The organism is Amycolatopsis deserti (assembly GCF_014653945.1).
Taxonomy (GTDB): Bacteria; Actinomycetota; Actinomycetes; order Mycobacteriales; family Pseudonocardiaceae; genus Amycolatopsis_E; species Amycolatopsis_E deserti.
The window spans coordinates 692,401-716,059 of sequence record NZ_BNAU01000001.1 but is presented as its reverse complement, the minus strand read 5'-3'; the positions used below and the strand labels follow the sequence as shown (position 1 = coordinate 716,059).

Annotated in this window: 22 protein-coding genes; 14 read left to right on the top strand and 8 right to left on the bottom strand. The window is 73.4% G+C overall.

Annotated features, from left to right (window positions below; genetic code table 11):
• Positions 1-5: 5 nt before the first annotated feature.
• From IE290_RS03445 to IE290_RS03420, 6 genes are read right to left on the bottom strand one after another with little or no spacing between them, the layout of a single operon-like run.
• Complete coding sequence (locus IE290_RS03445) at positions 6-815, bottom strand: SAM-dependent methyltransferase (protein WP_191243016.1); 810 nt, start codon at positions 813-815, stop codon at positions 6-8.
• A complete protein-coding gene (locus tag IE290_RS03440) occupies positions 812-1,072 on the bottom strand; it encodes an acyl carrier protein (RefSeq protein WP_191243015.1) in 261 nt (86 codons plus the stop codon). Before IE290_RS03440 ends, IE290_RS03445 begins: the two co-directional genes overlap by 4 nt.
• Positions 1,069-1,488, bottom strand: coding sequence for a PaaI family thioesterase (locus tag IE290_RS03435; RefSeq protein ID WP_191243014.1), 420 nt, complete (start codon positions 1,486-1,488; stop codon positions 1,069-1,071). Before IE290_RS03435 ends, IE290_RS03440 begins: the two co-directional genes overlap by 4 nt.
• A complete protein-coding gene (locus IE290_RS03430; RefSeq protein WP_229874093.1) occupies positions 1,485-2,300 on the bottom strand; it encodes a ferritin-like domain-containing protein in 816 nt (271 codons plus the stop codon). Before IE290_RS03430 ends, IE290_RS03435 begins: the two co-directional genes overlap by 4 nt.
• Complete coding sequence (locus IE290_RS03425; protein ID WP_191243013.1) at positions 2,297-3,877, bottom strand: AMP-binding protein; 1,581 nt, start codon at positions 3,875-3,877, stop codon at positions 2,297-2,299. Before IE290_RS03425 ends, IE290_RS03430 begins: the two co-directional genes overlap by 4 nt.
• Positions 3,878-3,881: 4 nt before the next feature.
• The gene (locus IE290_RS03420; protein WP_191243012.1) at positions 3,882-5,153 is read right to left on the bottom strand and encodes an FAD-dependent oxidoreductase; all 1,272 of its coding nucleotides are present in this window, start codon (positions 5,151-5,153) and stop codon (positions 3,882-3,884) included.
• A gap of 188 nt (positions 5,154-5,341) precedes the next feature.
• Between IE290_RS03420 and IE290_RS03415 the strand changes: the two genes are divergently transcribed.
• The 12 genes from IE290_RS03415 to IE290_RS03360 are packed head-to-tail and all read left to right on the top strand — an operon-like array spanning position 5,342 to position 16,211.
• Positions 5,342-6,580, top strand: coding sequence for a cytochrome P450 (locus IE290_RS03415; RefSeq protein WP_229874091.1), 1,239 nt, complete (start codon positions 5,342-5,344; stop codon positions 6,578-6,580).
• Complete coding sequence (locus IE290_RS03410; RefSeq protein ID WP_191243011.1) at positions 6,577-7,761, top strand: cytochrome P450; 1,185 nt, start codon at positions 6,577-6,579, stop codon at positions 7,759-7,761. Before IE290_RS03415 ends, IE290_RS03410 begins: the two co-directional genes overlap by 4 nt.
• Positions 7,758-8,201, top strand: coding sequence for a PaaI family thioesterase (locus IE290_RS03405; RefSeq protein WP_191243010.1), 444 nt, complete (start codon positions 7,758-7,760; stop codon positions 8,199-8,201). Before IE290_RS03410 ends, IE290_RS03405 begins: the two co-directional genes overlap by 4 nt.
• Before the next feature lies 1 nt (position 8,202).
• Positions 8,203-9,144 (top strand): acyl-CoA desaturase, encoded by a 942-nt coding sequence (locus tag IE290_RS03400; RefSeq protein WP_191243009.1) that lies wholly within the window; start codon positions 8,203-8,205, stop codon positions 9,142-9,144.
• 11 nt (positions 9,145-9,155) lie between these two features.
• Positions 9,156-9,413, top strand: coding sequence for an acyl carrier protein (locus IE290_RS03395; RefSeq protein ID WP_191243008.1), 258 nt, complete (start codon positions 9,156-9,158; stop codon positions 9,411-9,413).
• A gap of 2 nt (positions 9,414-9,415) precedes the next feature.
• On the top strand, positions 9,416-10,258 hold the full coding sequence (locus IE290_RS03390; protein WP_191243007.1) for an SAM-dependent methyltransferase: 843 nt from the start codon (positions 9,416-9,418) through the stop codon (positions 10,256-10,258).
• Positions 10,255-11,475 (top strand): cytochrome P450, encoded by a 1,221-nt coding sequence (locus tag IE290_RS03385; RefSeq protein ID WP_229874089.1) that lies wholly within the window; start codon positions 10,255-10,257, stop codon positions 11,473-11,475. Before IE290_RS03390 ends, IE290_RS03385 begins: the two co-directional genes overlap by 4 nt.
• The gene (locus tag IE290_RS03380) at positions 11,472-12,176 is read left to right on the top strand and encodes a thioesterase II family protein (protein ID WP_191243006.1); all 705 of its coding nucleotides are present in this window, start codon (positions 11,472-11,474) and stop codon (positions 12,174-12,176) included. Before IE290_RS03385 ends, IE290_RS03380 begins: the two co-directional genes overlap by 4 nt.
• 2 nt (positions 12,177-12,178) lie before the next feature.
• Entirely contained in the window at positions 12,179-13,756 is a 1,578-nt protein-coding gene (locus IE290_RS03375) for a fatty acyl-AMP ligase (RefSeq protein ID WP_191243005.1), read from the top strand.
• Positions 13,753-14,187 (top strand): PaaI family thioesterase, encoded by a 435-nt coding sequence (locus IE290_RS03370; RefSeq protein ID WP_191243004.1) that lies wholly within the window; start codon positions 13,753-13,755, stop codon positions 14,185-14,187. The genes IE290_RS03375 and IE290_RS03370 overlap by 4 nt, the downstream gene beginning before the upstream one ends.
• 3 nt (positions 14,188-14,190) lie before the next feature.
• Positions 14,191-15,375, top strand: coding sequence for a cytochrome P450 (locus tag IE290_RS03365; protein WP_191243003.1), 1,185 nt, complete (start codon positions 14,191-14,193; stop codon positions 15,373-15,375).
• An 8-nt stretch (positions 15,376-15,383) separates the two neighbouring features.
• Positions 15,384-16,211 carry an alpha/beta fold hydrolase gene (locus IE290_RS03360; RefSeq protein ID WP_229874088.1) on the top strand — a complete coding sequence of 276 codons (828 nt, stop codon included), beginning with the start codon at positions 15,384-15,386 and terminating at the stop codon, positions 16,209-16,211.
• Positions 16,212-16,414: 203 nt separating this feature from the next.
• On the opposite strand, the gene IE290_RS03355 is transcribed toward IE290_RS03360, so the two are convergent.
• Positions 16,415-20,584: a cation-translocating P-type ATPase gene (locus IE290_RS03355; RefSeq protein ID WP_191243001.1), complete on the bottom strand. Its 4,170-nt coding sequence runs from the start codon at positions 20,582-20,584 to the stop codon at positions 16,415-16,417.
• A gap of 3 nt (positions 20,585-20,587) precedes the next feature.
• Positions 20,588-21,121 (bottom strand): hypothetical protein, encoded by a 534-nt coding sequence (locus IE290_RS37620; RefSeq protein ID WP_229874086.1) that lies wholly within the window; start codon positions 21,119-21,121, stop codon positions 20,588-20,590.
• Positions 21,122-21,407: 286 nt separating this feature from the next.
• Between IE290_RS37620 and IE290_RS03345 the strand changes: the two genes are divergently transcribed.
• Both IE290_RS03345 and IE290_RS03340 read left to right on the top strand, forming a co-directional pair.
• Positions 21,408-22,313 carry an ABC transporter ATP-binding protein gene (locus tag IE290_RS03345; protein WP_191243000.1) on the top strand — a complete coding sequence of 302 codons (906 nt, stop codon included), beginning with the start codon at positions 21,408-21,410 and terminating at the stop codon, positions 22,311-22,313.
• Positions 22,310-23,656 carry an ABC-2 transporter permease family protein gene (locus tag IE290_RS03340; RefSeq protein ID WP_191242999.1) on the top strand — a complete coding sequence of 449 codons (1,347 nt, stop codon included), beginning with the start codon at positions 22,310-22,312 and terminating at the stop codon, positions 23,654-23,656. Before IE290_RS03345 ends, IE290_RS03340 begins: the two co-directional genes overlap by 4 nt.
• Positions 23,657-23,659 lie beyond the last annotated feature (3 nt).

Below are 23,659 nucleotides of genomic sequence, written 5' to 3'. Positions count from 1 at the left end.
CGGGCTCACCGGGCCTTGGCGCAGACGAGGGCGTAGTGCTTGGTGGTGTAGCCCCATCCGGCGTTGGCGATCTCCAGGTAACGCAGCAGGTCCGCCGCGCCGGGCAGGTCGCCCGCGGCCCGGAGGTTGGTGATCCAGCAGTCGATGGTCCGCCGGTAGTCGCCGGTCAGGTCGTGCACGGCGCGGATGGAGAACCCGGCCGACTCCGCGCCGGCGACCAGCTCGGACAGCGGCCGCAGGTCGCCGGATCCGAAGACCCCGTGCCGCACGAACTCGGTGCCGGGCCGGTCGTCGCAGGCGCGGCGGACGGCCTCGCTGCGGAAGCAGCTTTCCGACAGGTACAGCATCCCGCCGCGCCGCAGCGCGCGCCGCACCTTGATCAGCACGCCCGCCAGGTCGGGCATGTGCACGACCGACCCGAGCATGGTGACCGCGTCGAACGCGGCGGGCGCGGGCTCGTAGTCCTCGATCGCCACGGCCTCGCTGGTCACCAGCGCGCCGAGCCCCAGTTCGGCCACCCGGCCGGCGATGTAGTCGTGCTGGCGGGGTGCGGGGCTGATGCCGTGGGTGCGGCAGCCGTACTCCTGGGCCAGGAACAGCAGCAGCGCGCCCCAGCCGCAGCCGATGTCGAGCACCCGTTCGCCGCCGAGCAGGCGCAGCTGGCCGGCCACGAACGACAGCTTGCGCCGCTGCGCCTGCTCCAGCGTGGTGGTGCCGGAGTCGAACAGCCCGGCCGAGTACTTGCGCAGCGGGTCGAGGAACCGCGCGAAGACGTCCGGGTCGAGGTCGTAGTGCTGGTTGGTGGCGGTGCTCATCCGTGGTCCCGGTCCAGCGCGCGGCCGACCACGGCGACCACCTCGTCGATCGTGCGCAGGCCGAAGATCTCGTCGTCCTCCAGCTCGATGTCGTAGGTCTGCTCGAGTTTGGCGACGATCCGAAGGACCTTGATCGAGTCGGCGCCCTCGACCGACCGCAGGTCGGTGTCCGGGGTCAGTTCGGCGGCGTCCCGGCCCAGGGCGGCCGCCACGATCTCGGTCACGGTGTCGGCGACGGTACCGGCGTCGGCAGTCACGGGGCACTCCTTCGCATCTTGTACGTGGCGGTCGAGGTCGCGACGACCTGCCCGCGGGAATCGAGGATCTCGGCCGAGGCGGGGACCAGTTCGGCGCCGGATGTGGCGCGGGCGACGCAGCGGTAGGTGCGGCCCACGCTCACGACGCCGACGTACCGGGTCCGCATCGAGGTGGTCAGGGCGGGCACCCCGTGCCGCAGCACGATCAGGTTGCCCATGGTTTCGTCGCAGATCACGGCGGTGATGCCGCCGTGGACGACGCCGGGGTAGGACTCGAAGTGCTTGCCGAGGGTGAACTCGGCGGTCAGGGTGTCGCCGTCCTCGGTGAACTCCAGCCGCAGCCCGCCGGGGTTGGCGGGCGAGCAGCCGAAGCAGTGGTGGTCGGCGCGGCCGGCCCAGGGCAGGACGGTGGTCATCCGAGCGCCGTGGCCAGTGCGCGGCGGACCGCGCGGTTGCTGGAAGTGTCGTAGCCGGTGAGCGACCCGAAGGTGCGGCGGATCTTGTCCTGCAGCTCGTCCAGCTCGCCCGCGCCGGCGACGGTGTCGAGGAACAACTCGAACCCGGTGTCGATCGTCTCGGTCTCGGACAGCTCGTCCAGGCCGGCCTTGAACACGCCGACCGGGTGCCGGATCTTGTCGTCGGAGGTGTAGAAGTACAGCGTCTCCAGCACCGAGGCGACCTCCCCCGGATGCGCCTGGAGCCGCTTGCCGAGGAAGTGCCGGAACTCGCGGGCGTGCCCGGCCTCGTCGCGGCTGGCACGCAGCAACAGTTCCTTGAGCACCGGCTCGTCCACCCACGCCGACACGGCGCGGTAGACGTGGTTGACGGTCAGCTCGGAGATGATGTTGGTGGCGAGCGTGGCCGACGGGGTGGTGCCCGGGTCGTAGGGGGCGCGCATCGCGGCGACCGCGCGATTGTCCACCGTCTCGCCGACGGCCTGCAGCCACGAGGTGAACGCGTAGTGGTGCTGCACCTCCTGGTAGCCCCAGATCACCGCGAAGGCGGAGAAGTCGTAGTCGTCGGCGAACTCGTTGAGGAACCCGTGCACCGCGGCGATCACGTTGGACTCGCCCATCACCGCGCTCTTGACCAGCGTGACGTACTCGGGCTTGACCAGTGCGGTGTCGACCGAGCGCAGCGGGAGCCCGGACAGCCGCCAGTGGTTGCGGTCGTAGTGCCGGAACACCTCCAAGCTGTGCATGTCCTGCATGTCAGGCGCCTGCGTCATGACTTCTCCGTCCGGTAGCGCTCCCGCATGCCGAGCCGCTGGAGCTTTCCACTCGTGGTCCTGGGGATGGCGCGGGGTTCGACCAGGTGCACGACCGGCCCCACGCCGAGTTCCGCGGCGCAGCGGGCGGCGATGGTCTCGCGCAGCCGCTCCCGCTCGTCGTCCTCGCGCAGCCGGGTCTCCGCGCACAGCACGATCCGCTCCTCGTCGGCGAACGCGACGCACCGTCCCTTGTAGACGCCCTCGACGCGCTGCGCGACCGCCTCCACGTCGAGGGGGTAGACGTTCTCGCCCCGCACCGTGATCATTTCCTTGCTGCGGCCGGTGAAGAACAGCTCACCGTCGCGCAGGTAGCCGAGATCGCCGGTGCGCAACCACCCGTCCGCGGTGAAGGGACCGTCGCGGTGGCCGAGGTAGCCGCTGGTCACCGCCGCGCCCGTGACCTCGATCTCGCCGACCACGCCGTCCGGCACTCCCCCGGCGACGCGGACCCGCATGCCCGGGACGGCGCGGCCGAGCCCCACGATCCCACGCGCGTCCGGGCTTTCGGCGACGGCGATCGCCTTCCCGGTGCCGGCCAGGGCGGCGCGGTCGACCCACTCCCAGACCGGCGGCCGGTCCAGCGGCGGCAGGGTCGCCACGAGCGTCGCCTCCGCCATGCCGTAGGCCGGGGTCATCGCCTCCGGGCGGAACCCGGCGGGGGCGAACCGGTCGAGGAAGGCCCGCACCGACGGCACGGCGATCGATTCGGCGCCGTTGAACGCGACCCGCCAGTGCGCCAGGTCCAGTTCGCGGTCCGCGGGCACGGTGGACAGCAGGTAGTCGTACCCGAAGTTCGGCATCGCGCAGATGCTCGCGCGCGCCGCGGTGAACTCGGTCAGCCACGCCGCGGGGCTCTTGACGAACGCGGCCGGGGACCACACGGTGAGCCGGATCCCGTTGAACAGGCCGGTGACGGTGCCGAACAGGCCCATGTCGTGGAACAGCGGCAGCCAGCTGCCCCACGAGTCGGCGGCGGTGATGGCGATGGCTTCGGTGATGGAGTCCGCGCAGGCGACGACGTTGGCGTGGGTGAGCACCACGCCCTTGGGGGCGGCCGTGCTGCCCGAGGTGAACTGGAGGACGGCGGTGTCCCCCGGTTGCGCCCCGGGCAGCACGGCGGGCTCGTGCCGGGTGAGTTCCGCGGCGTCGTGGATGCGCGGGCCGGTGAGGTGCTCGGTGAGGGGCCGTAGTTTCGGCACGGTGACCAGGTGATCGAGTCCGGCGGCGTCCACAATGGCCCGGGTGCGGCGGAGGTAGGCCTCGATGTCGCGCAGCCCCATCGGCAGCGGCAGCGGGCACGCGGCGGCCCGGAGCCGTCCGGCCGCCAGCACCGCCTGCAGGAACGCGGCCGAGTTCGGGGCGAGCACACCGATCGCGCTGCCCGGCCCGGCGCCCGCGGCGGCCAGTCCCGCGGCCATGCGCCGGGAGGTCGCGGCGAGATCGTGGTAGGTCAGGGTCTCGTTCTCGCTCGGGAACGAGATCGTCTCCTCGGCCGCGCGGGATGCGGCCGCGTCGAACCGTCCGGGCAGGGTCATCGGGTCACCTCCGCCCGGCGCGCAGGACCCGGAGCACGATGTCCGGCGCGAGCAGGGCCGTCGGGGGCAGGGTGAGATTCGCGGTGCGCATGAAGGTGCGGGCCACCACCGCGTCCCGGTGCGCCGCGACCTGGGCGCGGGCGGCGTAGGCGCCGAGCAGGCGGCCGCGGGCCGAGCGGCGGCCCTCGACCCCGGGGTAGCGCAGGTCCGAGCCGGTGGACATGCCCCACGCCACGTCGACGACCCCGGCGGCCGCGCGGTAGAACCGCCCCGGATCAGGATCGGGCAGGCAGTCGCGCAGCACCAGGGCCTGCTGCGCCGCGACCGTCATGCCCTGCGCGTAGAGCGGGTTGAAGCTGCACAGCGCGTCGCCCAGCACCAGCAGGCCGCGCGGGGGCCGCCGCAGCCGCTCGTAGCGGCGGCGCAGTGAGCCGCGGAACCGGTGCGGCACGGGGTCGTCGAGGGGTTCGGCGTCGCGGACGATCTCGTGCACGTCCGGCACGGGCAGGGTCGCGGCGAACCGCTCGAACTCGGCCGGTTCGACGGGCGGGTGGTCGCCGAGCATCCCGGCGAGCGTCACGTGCCACCGGTCGCCTTCCAGCGTGATCGCGCCGCCGCCGCGGAAACCGGGCATCGTCGACACGACCACCGCCAGGTGGCCGTCGAGGTGCTCGGGTTTGCGCCGGTAGGTGCGGGAGGCGTAGCCGAGGTCGACGTCCACGCGGTCTTCGCCGGGGCGCTCGTGCCCGAGCGCGGCCAGCCAGTCCGGGGCGCGCGAGCCGCGGCCGGTGGCGTCCACGACGAGATCGGCGTCGAGCACCTCGCCACCGGCCAGCCGGACCCCGGTGACCTCGTCTCCGCCGGTCAGGCCCACCGCCGCGCAGCGGGTGCGCAGCTCGACGCCCGGCAGCGCCAGCGTGCGGGTGCGGATCGCGTTCTCCAGCATCGGACGGCTGGCCAGCAGCGTGGTCAGCCCGGTCGCGGTCGGGAACACCCGCAGCCCGGACAGGTACCAGCGGGAGCCCCGCAGCACCTCGGTGGTGGGGGCACCCTCGGCGGCGAGGTCGTCGGTGAGCCCGGGGTAGAGCTCCTCCATGATCTGCCTGCCGCGTTCCATCAGGCCGTGCAGGTGCCGCGCCTGCGGCACGCCCCGCCGCGGGGTCACCCCGGCGACATCGTCGCGTTCCACGATCAGCACCCGGTCGAAGGAACCGGCGAGCACGCGCGCCGCGAGTGAACCCGCGATGCTCGCGCCGAGAACCACGGCCTGCCGCATTTCCTCACCTCCGGACTCGGTGTCCCCACCTTCGGCGACGGATCGCCCGCGAGGCAACGGAAAACGGCCCGCACCTATCGGTCCATCGGCATTGCGCGGCGAAACCGGAATTGTCAGCGGCGATTCAGCGATCGTTCACCGGACGCGAGGACAGTCACCCATCGTCGAGCGAGGGAGATGACTCCACAGTGGACACTGCGACGATCGAGACGGCGATGGCGGAGCTGTTCCTGCCCGCCCATCGCGCCGACCCCTACACACCGGCCCGCCGCCTGCGCGAGGCCGGCCCGGTGCACCGCACCCCGCTGGGCCTGCACCTGCTGACCCGCTACGCCGACTGCGCCGCCGTGCTGCAGAGCACCGCGTGGAGCCACGCCGACGAGGCCGGCCAGCTGCACCCGAGCATTTCGCCCGAGGAGGCCGCCGAAGAGCTGCCCACCTCGTTCCTGTGGATGGACCCGCCCGACCACACTCGCCTGCGCACCCTGGTGTCGAAGGCGTTCACGCCCCGCACGGTCACCCGCCTGCGGCCGCGGATCGAGCAGCTGTGCACCGAACTGGTGGACGCCGCGCTGGAGCGGGGCGAGTTCGACCTGATCGACCTCATCGCCTATCCCCTGCCGCTGACCATCGTGTGCGAGCTGATCGGCGTTCCCGCGGCCGACCACCGCGTGGTGCAGAAGTGGTCGCAGGACCTGGCCCGCGGGTTCGACCCGGACGTGCTGATGACGCCGGAGGCGCACGCCGCGCGCAGCGCCGCCTCACGCGAGTTCATGCGTTACTTCCGCGACCTCATCGACTACCGCCGCGAGCGGCCGCGCGAGGACCTGCTCAGCGCGCTGGCCGCGGTCGAGGACCGCGGGGACGTGCTGACCGAGCTCGAACTGCTCACCACCTGTGTCACCACCCTGGTCGCCGGCCACGAGACGACCGTCAACCTCGTCGGCAGCGGCCTGCTCACCCTGATGCGGCAGCCCGCGGAGTTCGAGCGGCTGCGGCAGCACCCCGAGTACGTGCCCAGCGCGGTCGAGGAACTGCTGCGCTACGAGCCGCCGGTGCAGATGACCACCCGCTCGGCGAAGGAGCCGATGACCCTGGCCGGGCACGAGTTCGCCCCGGGCGACGGCGTGGTGGTGCTGATCAACTCCGGCAACCGCGATCCGCAGGTCTTCGCCGACCCCGATCGGCTCGACGTCGCGCGCTACCACGACCGCACGAACCCGCCGCCCCGCCACCTCGCGTTCAGCCTGGGCATCCACTACTGCCTCGGCGCGCCGCTGGCCCTGCTGGAGATGGAGGTGCTGCTGCACGAGCTGCTGCGCCGCGTCGGCACGATGGCACCGCTGACGGCGGAGCCGCGGTACAAGCCGAACCTCATCGTGCGCGGGCTCGCCGAGCTGCCCGTCCGGTTCACGGCGCGATCATGAACGTGTTCGACCCCGCCCTGCGCGCCGACCCGTTCGGCGCCTACCGGAAGCTGCGCGAGAGCGGGCGCCTGCACCCGACGGGGTTCGGCATCCACCTCGTCCCGCACTACGCCGACTGCGCCGCCGTGCTGGCCGATCCGGCCTGGGGCCACGGCTACACCGCGGGCATCAACCCGTTCCGGCCCGGGGTCGACCCCGCCGACCTGCCCGGCTCGTTCCTGCTGCTGGACCCGCCCGAGCACGGCCGGCTCCGGTCGCTGGTCGCCAAGGCGTTCACCCCGCGGTCCGTCGCCGCGTTGCGGCCCGGGATCACCGCCCTGGTGGACCGGCTGCTCGACGAAGCGCTCGAAGCCGGCGAGGTCGACCTGGTGGCGGCGCTGGCCTTCCCCGTGCCGCTGACCACGATCTGCGAACTGCTCGGCGTCCCGGTCGCCGACCGCGCGCTCTTCGGCGGCTGGACGGCCGACATCAGCCGCGGGCTCGACCCGGACGCGGTGCTCACCGACGCGGAGAAGGCCGCCCGCGCGGTCGCGGTCGAGGAGTTCGCCGCCTACTTCACCGACCTGATCGAGCAGCGCCGCCGCGCCCCCGCCGACGACCTGCTCAGCGGGCTGGTGTCGGCCGAGGAGAGCGGCGACCGCCTGACGGTCAAGGAGATCGTCGACATCGGGGTGCTGCTGCTCATCGCCGGCCACGAGACGACGATGAACCTGATCTCCAGCGGGGTGCTGGCCCTGCACCGCAACCCGGACCAGATCACGCCGCTGCTGGCGGACCCGGCGGTGGCGGTCGAGGAACTGCTGCGGTTCGACACCCCGGTGCCGTTCCCGACGCGCGTCGCGATGCGGGACGTGGAGCTGGCCGGGCAGGAGCTGCCGCGCGGCACCGGGGTCATCCTCCTGCTCGGGTCGGCCAACCGCGACCCGGCCGCGTTCGCCGAGCCCGACCGGCTCGACGTCCGGCGGTTCGCCGGCGAGGCCGTCCACCGCCAGCTCGCGTTCAGCCACGGCCCGCACTTCTGCCTCGGCGCCCCCATGGCGCGCCTGGAAAGCGCCCTCACCTTCGACCGCCTCTACACGCGCGCGGAGGTCACCGTGCTGACCGAGGAGCCCGAGTACCGGCCCAGCGTGTCGATGCGGGGCCTGGCCACCCTGCCCGTCTCACTCCGGAGGAAACCGTGACCGTGTCCCAGCGGATCAGCGAGCTGCAGGCCCTGCTGACGAAAGGACTGACCGAAGGCATCGGCGTCGGCCACTCGCTCGGCGTGCAGTGCGCCGACCTCGGCGACGGCCGGGCCGTCTACACCCTCAAGCCGAACCAGGCCCAGGCCAACGCGATGCTCACCGTCCACGGCGGGGTGCTGTCCACCCTGATGGACACCGCGATGGGCAGCGCGATCTTCACGCGGCTGCCCGACCACACCGGCTACACGACGCTCGAGCTGAAGGTCAACTTCATCCGCGGCGTGGCCCTGGACGACCCGGAGCTGCGGTGCACCGCCACGACCGTCCACGTCGGACGGCGGACCGCCACCGCGCAGGCCGAGATCCACAGCGCGGCGGGCAAGCTCGTCGCGCACGGCACGTGCACCTGCCTGGTCCAGCCGTTCGGAGGCGCCTGAGATGACCGGAACCGTTCCGCCCCCGCGCCGCAAGGTGATCAGCAGCCCCTACCTGCACCGCCTGCAGCGCCGCCACTTCCTGCTGTTCGACGTCCTGCCGATCATCGGCACCGCCGCGGCGTTCGCGTTCCTGGCAGTGCACCCCTTCGGGGTCACCGAAGGAGTGCTGCTGCTGTCGCTGTGGCTGCTGACCGGGCTCGGCGTCACCGTCGGCTACCACCGGCTCTTCACCCACCGCACGTTCAAGGCGGCCCAGCCGGTCGCGGTCGTGCTCGCGGTCCTCGGCTCGATGGCCGGGCAGGGCGGGCTGGTGTCGTGGGTGGCGCTGCACCGCAGGCACCACGAGTGCAGCGACCGCGAGGGCGACCCGCATTCGCCGAACCTGTCCGGCGGCGGCTGGCGCGGCCGGCTGCGCGGGCTGGCGCACTCGCACTTCCTCTGGATGCGCCGCCACGAATACCCCAACATCGTCCACTACGCGCCGGACCTGCTGCGCGACCGGGCCCTGGTCCGGGTGGCCCGCTACTACTACCACTGGGTGGTACTCGGCCTGGCGATCCCCGCGCTGGCCGGCGGCCTGGTGTCGCTGAGCTGGTCCGGCGCCGTCAGCGGGCTGCTGTGGGGCGGGCTGGTGCGGATCTTCCTGCTCGAGCACATCGTGTGGGCCATCAACTCGTTCCTGCACATGTTCGGCACGAAGCCCTACGCCTCCCGCGAGAACAGCCGCAACGGCGGCGTCTTCGCCCTGGTCACGCTCGGCGAGTCCTGGCACAACAACCACCACGCCTTCCCCGAATCGCCCTCGTTCGGCCTCGACTGGTACCGCCTCGACCCCGGCTTCTGGGTGATCCGGGCGCTGGCCGCGTGCGGCCTGGCGTGGGACTTGAAGCTGCCCTCCGACGAACGGCGCGCCGCCAAGCGCGTCTCCCCCGACCCCGCGTGAGGAACGAAGACATGGACACCAGCAAGGACGCGATCGTCACGTGGTGCCAGGAGTACCTGGCGGATCTGCTGCAGGTCCCGGCCGAAGCCGTGGACCCGCACGCCGACTTCGACCGGCTCGGCGTGGACTCGGCGCTGGCCGTGTCGCTGCTGATGGAGGTCGAGGAGCGCTACGGCGTCGAACTGCCGCCGGAGGCGCTGTTCGCCGACCCCACCCTGGACGCCGTCGCCGAGTACCTGCACACGCACGCCGAGCGGAGCGTGGCCTAGCCATGGTCACCCCGGCCGAAGCCGCGGCCGCCGTCCGGCACCACTACGACGTCGGCGACGACTTCTACGCGCTGTGGCTGGACCGCTCGATGACCTACTCGTGCGCGATGCCGGACGGCCCGGACGACACCCTGGACGCGGCGCAGGACCGCAAGCTGCGGTTCCACCTGGACGCGATCGGCGACGCCCGGCACGTCCTGGACGTCGGCTGCGGATGGGGTTCGGTGCTGCAGCGGCTGTCCGGGCGGGGCGCGCGGGCGGTCGGGCTGACGCTGAGCCCGCGGCAGGCGGCCTACATCGCCTCGCGCGGGTACCCGGGGGTGTCGGTGCGGACCGAGCACTGGCTGCACCACGAACCGGCCGCGGCCTACGACGGGATCGTCTCGATCGGCGCGTTCGAGCACTTCGCCGCGCCCGGCGACGACAAGGTGGCCGTGTACCGGGACTTCTTCACCCGCTGCCGCTCCTGGCTCCGGGAGGAGGGCGTGCTGTCCCTGCAGACGATCGCCTACGCCAACATGTCCGCCGCCGACGCCAGCGAGTTCATGCGGCAGGAGATCTTCCCGGACGCGGACCTGCCGACGCTCGCCGAGATCACCGCCGCCGCCGAGGGGGTCTTCGAGGTCCAGTCCGTCCACAACGGACGCCTGGAGTACGCCTGGACGTGCGAGCAGTGGGCCCGCCGGTTGCGTGCCCGCCGCGCCGAGGCGGTCGAGGTGGCCGGCCCGGAGGTGGTGGCCCGCTACGAGCGTTACCTGAAGCTGTCCGCGCTGGGATTCCGCATGGGCAAGATCGGCCTGCTGCGGATCGTGCTGCGGCCCTACCGGAACGGGTTCTTCCGGTGACCGCGGCCAAGGTGCGGTTCAACCCGTTCGACGCCGGGTTCCGCCGCGACCCGTACCCGCTGTACCGGCAGCTGCGGGAGACCGAACCGGTGCACCGCACCCTCGGCATGTGGGTGCTCACCCGGCACGCCGACGTCCGGGCCGTGCTGCGGGACCGCACGTTCAGCGCCGGGCTGATCCCGCGGCTGGTCGCCAAGCACGCCGGACGGCTCACCGGATCAGCGGTCGGCCGGATCGAGCGGCTCGGCCGCGCGTCCCTGGTGTTCACCGACAACCCGGACCACGCCAGGCTGCGCGGGCTGGTCAACCGGGTGTTCACCGCCGAGGCGGTCACCCGGCTGCGGCCGCTGGTCCACCGGATCGCGGACGAGCTGGTGAGCCGCGCCCGCGCGGACGGCGGGACGGACGCGATCACCGGGCTGGCCGCGCCGCTGCCGGTGGCCGTGCTCGCCGAGTGGATGGGGTTGCCCGCTCAGCTGCGCGCGCACGTGGCGGCCTGGACGCACGACATCCGGTTCCTGCTGGAGCCCGGCCTGATGACGGCGGACGACTTCGGCCGCGTCGGAGAGGTGGTGGAGACGTTCGTCGCGGCGCTGACCGAGGTGGTGCGGGACCGCGCGCGGCGCCCCGGCGACGACCTGGTCAGCGCCCTGCTGGCCGCGCGCACCGCGGGCGGCGACCGGCTCGGCGAAGAGGAGCTGGTGTTCCTGTGCATCATGTGCTTCGTCGCCGGCAACGAGACCACGAAGTCCCTGATCGGCAACGGTCTGCTCGCGCTGCTGCGGCACCCGGAGCAGGCGGCGGCGCTGGCCGGGCGGCCGGACCTGGTGCCCGGCGCGGTCGCCGAGGCGCTGCGCTACGACAGCCCGCTCCAGCTGACCAAACGCGTCGCGACCCGCGACGTGGAACTGGACGGGCACCGGATCGCCGAGGGTGACCAGGTGCTGCTGTGCCTCGGGGCGGCCAACCGGGACCCGGCGGTCTTCGCCCGCCCGGACGCCTTCGACATCACCCGAGGCACCGGCGGGCACCTGGCGTTCGGGCACGGCATGCACGGTTGTCTCGGCGGCCAGCTGGCCCAGCTGCAGGCCGAGGTGGTGTTCGAGGCCCTGTCCCGGCTGGACCTCGACCTGGCCGGCGAGCCGGAGTGGCAGGACCACAGTTTCATCGTGCGCGGCCTGAAGGCGCTGCCGGTGACCGTGCGGGGCACGCGATGACCGCACTCCTGCGCACCGAGCTCACCGCGGGGACACTCCGGCTGGTCTGTCTGCCGCACGCCGGCGGCGGGGCCAGCTCGTTCGCCCGCTGGACCGGCTTGTTCCCGCCCGGGATCGCCCTGGTGCGGGTCCAGCTGCCCGGCCGCGAGGATCTCGCCGGCCGTCCGGCCTTCCGGGACGTGCCGGAGGCGGTCTCGACATTGCTGCCGCACCTCGGGGGTCCGCCCGTCGCGCTCTACGGGCACAGCATGGGCGCCCTGCTCGCGTTCGAGCTGGCCAGGGCGCTCACCGGGCACGGCGTCCCGCCCGTGCACCTGTTCGTCTCCGGGCGCCGCGCCCCGCACCTGGCCGCTACACGCCCGCCGATCCACGAGCTGCCCGACGACCGGTTCGCCGACGAGCTCGAAGCCGTCGGCGCCGGGCCCGGCCGCAGCCCCGTCTTCCGCCGCTACGCGCTCCCGCTCATCCGCGCCGACCTGCGGCTGTCGGAAGACCACCGGCACGTCCCCGGGCCACCGCTGCCCTGCCCTCTCACGGTCTTCCACGGCCTGCACGATCCCATCGTCAGCGCCGCCGAGGCCGAGGCGTGGCGGCAGCACACGGCCGCCGCGTTCGCCCTCCGCGCCTTCCCCGGCGACCACTTCTTCCACCACCGCCACCGGGCGGCCCTCGCCGCGGCCATGACCCGGGCTCTGGAGTGACCATGCTGCTGCCCGATGTCCTGACCTCCCGCGCCGAGCACACCCCGGACGTGACCGCCTACGTCTTCCTCGACGAGGACGGCGCCGAGTCCGCGAGCCTCACCTTCGGCGAGCTGCACACGCGCGCGCTGGCCGTGGCGCACGAACTGAGCCTGCGGTGCGCGCCCGGCGACCGCGCGCTCCTGGTGTTCCCGCAGTGCCTCGACTTCATCGTGGCGTTCTTCGGCTGCCTCTACGCCCAGGTCGTGGCGGTGCCGGTGAACCCGCCGCGGCGCACCCACGTGCCCGAAGCCACCCGCGCGATCGTCAGCGACTGTGAACCGGCGGTCGTGCTCACCCTCTCCGGCGCGCCCGCGTCGCTGCCCGGACTCCCGTCGATCGCCGTGGACGCCGTGCCGGACCACGGCTTCACGCCGCCGCCCGCCGAACCGGACTCGCTGGCGTTCCTGCAGTACACGTCGGGCTCCACCTCGACACCGAAGGGCGTGATGGTCACCCACGGGAACCTGGAGGCGAACCAGGAGATGATCCGCGACGCCTTCGGCCACGACGCGGAGTCCACTGTGGTCGGCTGGGCGCCGTTCTTCCACGACCAGGGGCTGATCGGCAACGTGCTGCAGCCGCTGTACGTGGGCGCGCGGAGCATCCTGATGTCCCCGGCCGCGTTCATCCGCCGCCCGCTGCTGTGGCTGTCGGCGATCTCCCGCTACCGCGCGCACACCAGCGGCGGCCCCAATTTCGCCTTCGACGCCTGCGTGGCCCGGGCCCGCCGCGGCGACGCCGGGGATCTCGACCTCAGCTGCTGGCAGGTCGCGTTCAACGGCGCCGAACCCATCCGCCCGGCGACCTTGCGCGAGTTCGCCCGGACGTTCGCGCCGTACGGGTTCGACGAGCGAGCCCTGTACCCGTGCTACGGGCTGGCCGAGGCGACGCTGATCGTCACCGGCAGCCGCAAGGGCCGCGGCCCGCGGTTCACGCACCGCCCGGACGGCACCCTGGTCGCCGGCTCCGGCACCGCGCTGCCGGGCGAGGACGTGCGGATCGCGGACCCGCGCGACGGTGTCGGGGAGATCTGGGTGAGCGGCCCACACGTCACCCAGGGCTACTGGAAACGGCCGGAGTCGACGGCCGAGACGTTCCCCGTCGTCGACGGGCGCACCTACCTGCGCACCGGCGACCTCGGCGTGATCGACGACGGCGAACTGTACGTGCTCGGCCGCATCAAGGACCTGCTGATCATCCGCGGCCGCAACCACTACCCGCAGGACATCGAGCAAACGGCGATGAACGCGCACCCGGCGCTGCGGGCAGGCGGGTCGGCTGCGTTCGGCGTGCCGGGCGCCGACGGTGAACGGCTGGTGGTGGTCCAGGAGATCCAGCGGGACCACCGCCACGACGCCGATCCGGTCGAGATCACCCAGGCCGTCCGCGCGGCCGTGCTGGCCGAGCACGGGCTCACGATCGGCGATCTGGTGCTGACCGCGCACGGGCAGCTGGCCAAGACCAGCAGCGGCAAGATCATGCGGTCGGCGGCGCGGACCCGCTACCTGGCGGGCGGATTCGAAGGGAACGGACGATGACGGCGGCGAACCCGGATTATGCAGAACACGTGACGGCGGCGGTGCTGACGATGCCCGCCGCGAAGCACCTCGGCTTCACCTTCGGCCGTCTCGAACCCGGGATGGCCGAGATCGTGCAGCCGTACCGGGCCGAACTCACCGAGCACAACGGCTACTTCCAGGGCGGGGTGCTCGGCTCGCTCGCCGATTTCGCCGGCGGCAGCGCGGCCGGAACGCTGCTGCCGCCCGGCTGGGTGAACATGACGGTCGATTACACGGTGAAGATCGTGGCGCCCGCGCGGGGCGACCGGATCGTCGCCCGCGGCCGGGTCGTGCGAGCGGGCCACAGCACGACGGTCGCGGCCGCGGACGTCTTCGCGGTGACCGCTGGCGAAGAAGCCTTGTGCGCCACCGCGCTGGTGACGCTGCGCAACGTCAAGCTGCCGGGCTGAGCCGTGTTCGACCTCTTCGCGGCCGGCTTCGCCGAAGACCCCTACCCGCACTACGCCCGGTTGCGTGAGACCGCACCCGCCTACCGCCATCCGCTCGGGTTCTGGCTGCTGTCGCGCTACGACGACGTGGCGCGATTGCAGCGTGCACCGCATTCGGTGGACGAACGGGACCTGACCGAGATCCCCGTGTGGAAGCGGGACGGCGACGTGCCGGTCGAGGCCAACCGGCCGATGCGCGGACTGTCCATGCTGGACCAGAACCCGCCCCGGCACACCCGCCTGCGACGGCTGGTGTCGCAGGTGTTCACGCGTGGGTCGGTCGAGGCACTGGCGCCCCGCGTCGGCGAACTCGTCGACGCGGCCCTGGACCGCGTGGCCGCGACCGGGGATGTGCTGGGCGAGCTGGCGTTCCCGCTCCCGTTCACGGTGATCTCGGAACTGCTGGGCACCCCGCCGGTCGAGCACGCACGGCTGCGCGACCTGACCGGGATCCTGGTGCGGGCGCTCGAACCGCTCACCGGCCCGGAACTGCAGGCCGAAATCCGGGCCGCGAACGACGAGCTCACGGAGCTGACCCGGGAGCTGATCGGCTGGAAGCGGACCCATCCCGGCGACGATCTGGTCACCGCGCTGCTGGCGGCCCGGGACGGCGACGAGGTGCTCACCGAGGACGAGCTTCTCGCCCAGGTCATGTTCCTCTACATCGCCGGGCACGAAACGACGGTGAACCTGATCGCGAACGGGATCCTCGCGCTGGTCCGGAACCCGTCGCAGGCCCGCCTGCTGCGGGAGGACCCGTCGTCCGCGGCCGCGGCCGTGGAGGAGCTGACCCGGTACGACACGTCGGTGCACCTGATGCGCCGGATCACGGTCGAACCGCTGCTGGTGCGCGGCGAGCGGATCCCGGCCGGCAGCTTCGTGGTCGCCTGCCTGGCCGCGGCGAACCGCGATCCGGAGTTCTGGGGCCCGGACGCCGATGTGCTGCGGCTGGACCGCCCGGAGGCGCACCGGCACGTCTCCTTCGGGGCCGGCATCCACCACTGCCTCGGCGCGGCGCTGGCCCGGCTGGAAGCGCGGCTGGCGGTCACGCGATTCGTCCGGCGGTTCCCGTCGGCCGAGGTGGCGGAGCTGCGCTGGAACGGGCGCATCAACGTCCGCGGTCCCGCCGAGCTGACCCTGGCGGTGTAGCCGTGCCCGTGACCGAGGTGAACGGTGCCCGGATCGCCTACACCGACACCGGGCCCCGCGACGCCCCGGTCGTGGTGTTCGGGCACGGTCTCCTCTTCGGCGGCTGGATGTTCGGCCCGCAGATCGCCGCGCTGTGCACGCGCTACCGGTGCGTGACGCTGGATTGGCGCGGTCAGGGCGAAAGCCCGGCCACGCCCGGCGGCTACGACATGGACACGCTCACCGCGGACGCCCTGGGCCTGATCGAGGCGCTCGGGCTCGCGCCGGCGCACTGGGTGGGCCTGTCGATGGGCGGTTTCGTCGGCCAGCGGCTGGCCGCCCGCCACGGTGAGGTGCTGCGGTCGCTGACGCTGCTGGGCACCTCGGCTGGCGCCGAGGACCCCGGCAAGGCACGGGACTACCGCCGGATGGCCGGGGTCCAGCGGGTCATCGGAGTGCGCCCGCTCCTGCCCCGGATCCGGCCCTTGCTGTTCGGCCCCGCCTTCCTGGCGAACCCCGCCGCCCGCCCGGTCCTCAGCGCCTGGCAGCGACGTGTGGTCCGCCTCGACCGCACGGGCCTGCGCGGGGCCGTGCACGGGGTGGCCGACCGGCCCGGCGTCGAGACCGAACTCGGCCGGATTGCAGTCTCCACCCTGGTCGTCACCGGCGCGGACGACGTAGCGACTCCCCCGGTGGAGGCACGCCGCATCGCCGACCTCATCCCGGCCGCCGACCTGCGACTCCTCCCTGGCTGCGGCCACACGAGCACGCTGGAACAACCGGCCGCGATCACGGCACTGCTGGAGGCCTTCCTCGGCCGGCTCCGACGGCTACCGGGTCAGACGGCCGGGGCGTAGGCGCGGGTGAACAGGGATTGCGCGAGGCGCAGGATCAGCGACTCGATGAGGTTCGCGCCGATCTTGGCGAGGACGGTGGCGAAGAATTCGGCCATTGTGGACTCCTAGCAGGTGTTGGACTGCCTGCACGGTCGCTCGCGTGGATGAGCCCGGGACGGAGCGGGGATGTCGTGCCGGTGAACCCGGCGGGAACTACCGGTGCGTCAATGCCGCACCCGTTGCAGGACGATCTGCGTCACAGCCGCGGCCGTCGCGGCGGTGAGGGCGAGCGCCCATTGGTGCGGCAGCAGCGGGCTGCAGCCGAAGAATCCGCTCAAGCCGGGGATCTGCACGACCGCGGCGAGCGCCAGCAACGATCCGGCGCCGGCCGCGACGACCAGTGGCGTGCGGCCTCGCACCGCCACGGTCTGGGCCAGCTGCGCGGCGACGAGCGCCACCAGTCCGGTGGTGCTGGCCTGCCGTGGGGTGGCGACCGGCCGCACGGCGAGCCAGCCGGCGAGTGCGGCGGTCGCGGTGGTCGCGGCGCGGGCGATGAGGTCCTTGGTCAGCACCGCTCCGAGTGAGGCTTCCGGACCTTCGCTGAGCAGGTCCTCGGGGCTGGTGCCGGGCGGCGGGCGCACCGCGACCGCCATCGCGGGCAGGACGTCGGTGAGGAGGTTGACCAGCAACAACTGTCGCGCGTTGAGGGTGTCGCGAGTGCTGACGAGCCCGGCTCCGACGGTGAACCCGACCTCACCGAGGTTGCCGCCGAGCAGGATGGAGAGGGCGTCTCGTACGGAGGCCCACATCGCCCGCCCCTCGACGATGGCGTGGATGATCGTTTCGATCCGGTCGTCGGCGACCACGAGGTCCGCGGCCTCCCGTGCGGCGGGCGTCGCCGTGGCGCCCAGCGCGACGCCGACGTGGGCCAGCCGGATGGCGGGCACGTCGTTGGCACCGTCGCCGGTCATGGCGACGATGCGCCCGGCCCGGTTGAGCTGCCGCACGATCCGGGCTTTCTGTGCGGGGCTGACCCGGGCGAACACGGTGATCTCCGGCGCGCGGGCGGCGAGTTCGTCGTCGTCGCTCGCCTCGACCTCCGCCCCGGTCATGAGGGCTGTCCCGTCACCGAGCGACAGTTCGGCCGCGATCGCCGCGGCCGTGCTGGGGTGGTCGCCGGTGATCATGGCGACACGCACGCCGGCCCGGCGCAGGTCGGCGACGGCCTGCGCGGCGGTCGGCCGTACGGGGTCGGCGAGGGCGAGCAGGCCGCGGAAGGTCAGGCCGCGGACGCGGTCGTCGTCGAGGTCGTCGAGCCCGCCCGCGCGCCGCTCGGCCACCGCGAGCACCCGGAATCCCTGGTGCGCCAGCCGATCGACGGCTTCGAGCGACACCGGCGGGTCGCAGCGGGCGAGCACCGCTTCGGGTGCCCCCTTCACGCTGAGCAGTGGGCCGTCCGGGGTGCCGGTGAGTGTGGCGTGGTAGCCGCGGGAGGGTTCGAACGGCAGTGCGCCCAGCCAGGTCACCTCGCCCGGGCCGCCGGTCTCGATCCCGTGGGCCTGGGCGGCGTCCAGCACGGCCCGGTCGGTGGCGTCCGGCAGCGATTCCGCGGCCTCGTGCCACGGGCTCGCCCGGACCGCGGCGGCCAGGACGCCGGCCAGCGCCGGAGTCAGCTCGCCCACCTCGCGGGTGGTGCTCCCGTCGGAGACGAGCCGAAGCCGGATGCGGCCTTCGGTGAGCGTCCCGGTCTTGTCGAAGCACAACAGGTCGACGCGGCCCAGCGCTTCGATCGTCGACGGGCTGCGCACCAGCACGCCGCGGTGCGCCAGCCGGCGAGCCGACGCCAGTTCGGCGACCGTCGCGACGAACGGCAGTCCTTCCGGCACGGCCGCCACCGACAGACCGACCGCGCGCCCCAGGGCCTGGCTGATCCCGTTGCCCCGGGCCAGATCCGCCAGCAGCAGCGCGGCCCCGGCGCCCACCGTCACCGGCAGCGTGAGGCGGGTCAGGCCGGCCAGCCGGGCAGCCACCCCGGTCACCGGCGGCGCATCCCCGTCGAGCCGTGCGGTGCGTCCCACCTCGGTGCGCTCGCCCGTGGCGACGACGACCGCGCTGCCGCGCCCGGCCGCGATCGTGGTGCCGCGGTAGAGCATCGACGTGCGGTCCGCCACGCCCGCCTTCGTGGTCGGCGGCGGGCTCTTGGCCACCGGCTGCGATTCGCCGGTGAGGCTCGATTCGTCCACCTCGAGCCCGGCGGCGTCGAGCACGCGGCAGTCTGCGGGCACCGCGTCACCGGCTCGCAGTTCGATCACGTCCCCCGGGACCAGCACGTCGGCGCGCGCGGTCAGGGCGGTTCCGACCCGGCGCAACCGCACCTGCAGCGCGCTGCTGTCGATCAGGTGGTGTAGTTCCCGATCAGCGCCCAGCCGCTGCAGGCCGCCGATGAGGGCGTTGAGCCCGAGCACACCGATGATCAACGCCGCGTCCGTGAGCGAACCCAGGCTCGCCGAGACCCCGGCACCGGCGGCGAGCGCCGGGGTCAGCGGTCCCGCGAGCTCCTCGGCCGACGCCCGCGCCAGACCCATCACCTCGGGCTCGCCGACGGCGGCTTCGGCCCGCCTGCGCTCCTCCGATTCCTCGTCCGCCAACCCGGCGCGGCGGCTGTTCAGCCTGGTGAGCACGGCCTCGGGCGACATCGCGTGCCAGGGTGTGCGGTCGGCGGGGATGGGCAGCGGGCGCCGCCCGGCTTCCGACCCGGTCCAGGTGCCGGCGGCCAGCGCGAGCAACGTCGCGAAGTGGACCGGGAAGGACGCTCGCCCGGCCGCCGTCGCCGACGGGCCGAACCCCCCGAACAGCGCTCCGAACGTCGATCCGGCGATGGACAGCACGGCGCCGTGACGGCTGGCCCGGTGGGCCGGTTCGACCGCGTCCAGGACACCGCAGACTTCGCGCAGTTCCGGGCACAGCACGTGCGCCTGCCACGGGAGCCGGTCGTCGCCGGCAGGCACCCCGATGGCGACGTCGGCGCCGGCCAGCGCCGCCGGGTCCGCCGAGACGACCGCCACCAGGTGACCGTCGGTCTGCAGTTCCCGCACCCGGGCCGCCACCTCGTCAGGCGGTGTTTCCACCACGGCGCCTGCCCGCTTCGCCGCGTCCAGCACGGCATCGGCGAGCGGATGGCGTTCCTCCTCCAGGCTTGCCACCGCGACCCTGGTACCGCGGTGGTGCACTTCGAGCTCGTCACCCCGCTGCCGCACGGTCCAGTCACCGCGCGAGCGGGGTGGGCCGTCGGGCTCGGCCAGGTCGTAGACGACGCTGGTGGCCTCGTCCAGGTCAGTGGTCTCGTCGGTGACCGCGACCTCGCCGATCACGCGGCGTCCGGTGCGCAGCAGGTCCGTGCTGAGCACGACGCGATCCACCCGATCGAGCCGTCGCAGGGCATCCGGTTCGAGGACGAGGGACCCGGCCGCGGAGAGGTCCCGCGCGAGGCGGGCCGCGAAGGCGTCCCGGCTCGCCTTGGCCGGACGCGCCGCCGCGGCGATCAGCAACCCGGTGGCCCGCCTGCCGTCGCGACGGGCCAGCAGCACCCCGGCCGCCCCGGCCGCGCCGAGCCCGGCTGAGGCGTGCGCCACCCGCTCGACCGGGCCCGCCGGAGGAGGTCGCGGCCGCGAGGGCCGCTCCACCGCGGGCGCCCGGTGCAGCTCCATCCGGTCACCGGTGCGCCGCTCCCACCGTTCCCACGCCTGCCCGCGGGCGATCAGCTCGCCGCGCAGGCACCAGCGATAGGCGGCGTCGGTGACCAGCGCGATCGGCCGCTGCGCCAGCGCCTGGCTCGCCGTGCCGCCGATGGCGAACACCGCGTCGGTCGCCGGCCGCCCCAACAGCCTCTCGATTCCGCCACGCAGTCCCGGCGTCGAATCGACCAGCGCCGCCAGCGCCGGCACCACCGGCGGCAGCGCCCGCACGGGCAGTACCCGGCCGAGGGCGGCGTAGGACAAGCCGATCACGGCGGTGCCCAGCGCGACGAGCTCACGAGCCGCCGGTGCGGGATTGGCCGGGTGCGCCTCACCGCGCGGCGCCCGCCCGGTGAGCGCCCAGTCCCGCTCGGCCGCACCGATCACCCGGGCCAGCGCGCCGGCGGTCACCTGCGGTTCGTGGCCGACGACCACCCGGCCCAGCGCCGCGTTGACCGCCACACCGCGCACCCCCTCGACCGCGGCCAGACGCTGTTCGAGATCCCGCGCGGCGTCCTCGCGGCCCGGTTCGTGGAAGCCGCGCACCTCCAGGTGCGTGCGTTCCCCGGACGTCCAGGACCGCCGCCCGGGAGCCGCGAGCGCACCCAGCACCGCGACGGCCGGTTTGACGACGAAACCGGCCAGCGTGGGCAGGCGCATCGCTTACGTACCGTCAGCTGCCGAGCCACTCCCCGGCTGCGTGGACTTGCTCCGGCGCGGAGGGACGGGCCGGGGCGCACCCGCCGGCACGGGCTGCCCCGCCGGCGTGGCGCGATTCGCCGCCGCCCGCGGCTTGTGCTGCGCTGCCGGGGCCGCGGGTGTCGCCTGCGGCGCCGGGGTAGTCGTATCCACGGGCTTGGCCGGCTCGGCCGGGGCGGCCACCTGCGCGGGTCCGGCCGGTTTCGGCGTCATGGTGGATTCCGCGGGCTTGGCCGCACCGGGCTGCCCGCCGCGTCCGGCCACCGCCGTGCCGAGACCGATCGCGACCGCGACCGGCCATTCGATCAGTTCCACGGCGGCCAGGACCCCGAGCGCGCCGTAATAGGCGAGCTGCCGGGGTGGCGGCAGGAAGGATCGCACGGTGTCCAGCGCGGAGGTGAGCTCGCCGCGGTTGGGCATCGGCACCCGCGGCGTGGGGACGCGCGGAAGGTGCAGGTCGGGTGCGCGGAACTCGGCGTGGACGAACGGAAGATCCACAGTGGCCGTTCTGGGCCGGGGACCTGTACCGGTGGTGCCGACCGCGTCAGTGGCCATGAGCGCACTCTCCTCCCGGACCGTCGAGGCGGCTCATATTACGAGCGAACCAACATCGACTGAAGCCTGCCGAGACTCGCGGCGCGAACCAGTCCGAAATGTCCACGATCGACGTTAGCGACGTGGCGGTCAGCCCGCGTTCCACCGTCGTTCATCCAGCCGGCCGGACCGAGTCACTTGCCGTACCTAAGTTTCTGAAGCCGACCTGTGAAGGAGCTGAGGAAACCCCATGCAGACCGTGCGAGCTCGCGGGATCAGCAAGTACTTCGGGGACGTCGTCGCGCTCGACGGGGTCGACCTGGACGTGGCGCCGGGGCAGATCCACGGCCTCGCGGGCCCCAACGGCGCCGGGAAGACGACGTTGCTCGGCCTGCTGCTGGGCCTCGCCGTCGCCGACGCCGGCAGCCTCGAAATCCTCGGCGCGCAGGCCCCCGCCGCTCCCGGCGGTGTCGCCGGATTCGTCGACGGTCCCGGCCTGTACCCGTCGCTGACCGCGCGGCAGAACCTCGCCGCGCTGGCCCGTCTCCGCGGCATCGACGCCCGGACGGCCGGGATCGGCGACGTGCTGGAGCAGGTCGGGCTCACCGATGTCGCCGACGACCGCGTCCGCGGGTTCTCCCTCGGCATGCGCCAGCGGCTCGGCCTCGCCGCGGCGCTGCTCACCGCGCCCCGGCTCTTGGTGCTCGACGAGCCCGCCAACGGCCTCGACCCCGCCGGCACGAAACACGTCCATGCGGTCCTGCACCGGCTGGCCGAGGAGGGCACCGCGGTGGTGCTCTCCAGCCACCGCATGGACGACCTCGAGGCGCTGTGCTCCGAGGTCACCATCCTCGCCACCGGACGGGTCGTGTTCTCCGGCCCGCTGGGCAAACTCGCGGCCGAGAGCCGGGACCTGGAGTACCGGCTGCGCACCCCCGATCCGGACGCGGCCCGTGGGATCGCGGCCGGCACTCCCGGAGTCCACCTCGCCGGCACCGGCGACGCGCTCGTCGTGCGCGCCCCGGTGCCCGCCCTCGACGAGATGGTGGCCCGGCTCGTCCGCGCGGGCATCCCGGTGCGCGAGCTCGCCCCCGTGGTCTCACCTCTGGAAGCCGCGTTCCTCGCCCTCACCGAGCACCAGGAGCCGACCCGATGACCGCGACCGTCGCCACCGCCCCGGCCCGCCCCGTCCCGGTGGCCCGCGGCTACCGCTTCGAACTGGTCAAGCTGACCTCCCAGTGGCGGATCCGCCTGCTGGTGCTCGCGTGCTGGATCGCGCCCGCGGTGGTCGTCGCCGCGGTCAGCCTGCAGAGCTCGCTGCCCGTGGACACCCTCTTCGGGCGGTGGATGAACGCCACCGGCTGGGCCGGGCCGCTGGTGATGCTCGGCTTCGCGGGCACCTACGCGCTGCCCCTGCTGACCTCGGTCGTCGCCGGTGACGTGTTCGCCTCCGAGGACCGCCTCGGCACCTGGCGGCACCTGCTGGTGGCGGTGCGTTCGCCGGGCCGGATCTTCGCCGCCAAGGCACTGGCCGGTCTCACCGTCCTCCTGGTGCTCGTCACCGGCCTGGCGGCATCCAGCGCGGCCGGCGGTCTCCTCGCGGCCGGCAGCCGGCCGCTCGTCGGACTCGACGGGCACCTGCTCACCCCCGGGGACGCCGCCGGGAAGGTGCTGCTCGCCTGGGTCTGCGCGCTCGCCCCCACCCTGGCACTGGCCGCGATCGGGCTGCTCGGGTCCGTCGCGCTGGGACGGTCGCCGATGGGCCTGCTGCTGCCCGCGGTCGTCGCGCTGGTGATGGCGCTCGCCCAGATGCTGCCGCTGCCCGTCGTCGTGCGACTGGCCCTGCCCACCTACGCGTTCATCGCGTGGAACGGCCTGTTCACCGACCCCGCACAACTCGGCCCGCTGCTGATCAGCGTCGCGTCCGGTCTGGTGTGGACGGTGGCGGCGACCGCGCTGGCCTACCTGGTCTTCCGGCGCCGCGACTTCACCAACCTCACCGACGACGGCTCCGCCCGCCGCGCGCTCACCCTCGGCGCGCTGCCGCTGGCCGCGCTCCTCGCCGTCACCATCGGGGTCGTCGCGATCTCGATCCCGGCCGCGGGGTCCGGGATCGGGCAGGAGAAGCTGCAGCGGTCGGTCGCCACCGCGTTCGCCCACCTCTACCGCCTGCAGACCGCGCAACTGAACCGCCCCGACGTCACCGAGGACCAGCTCGGCGCCACCGCGGCCTGCACCAAGGGCGACGGCCTGGTCGCCCCCGAAGGACCGGGCAACGACTGGCGCTGCGTCGTCTCCTGGCACCTCCCGGGAATCGACGCGACCGGGACCGCGATCTACCAGCTCGACGTCACCCCCGACGGGCGGTTCGTCGCCGACGGCGACGGACCGAAGGAAGTCAACGGCTACTTCCAGGTGCACACCCCCGCCGGGGACACCCCGAACCCCCTCTGGCAGTTCGACGGCACCGTCGGGCTCCTCCCCACCACGAAGGGATAGTCA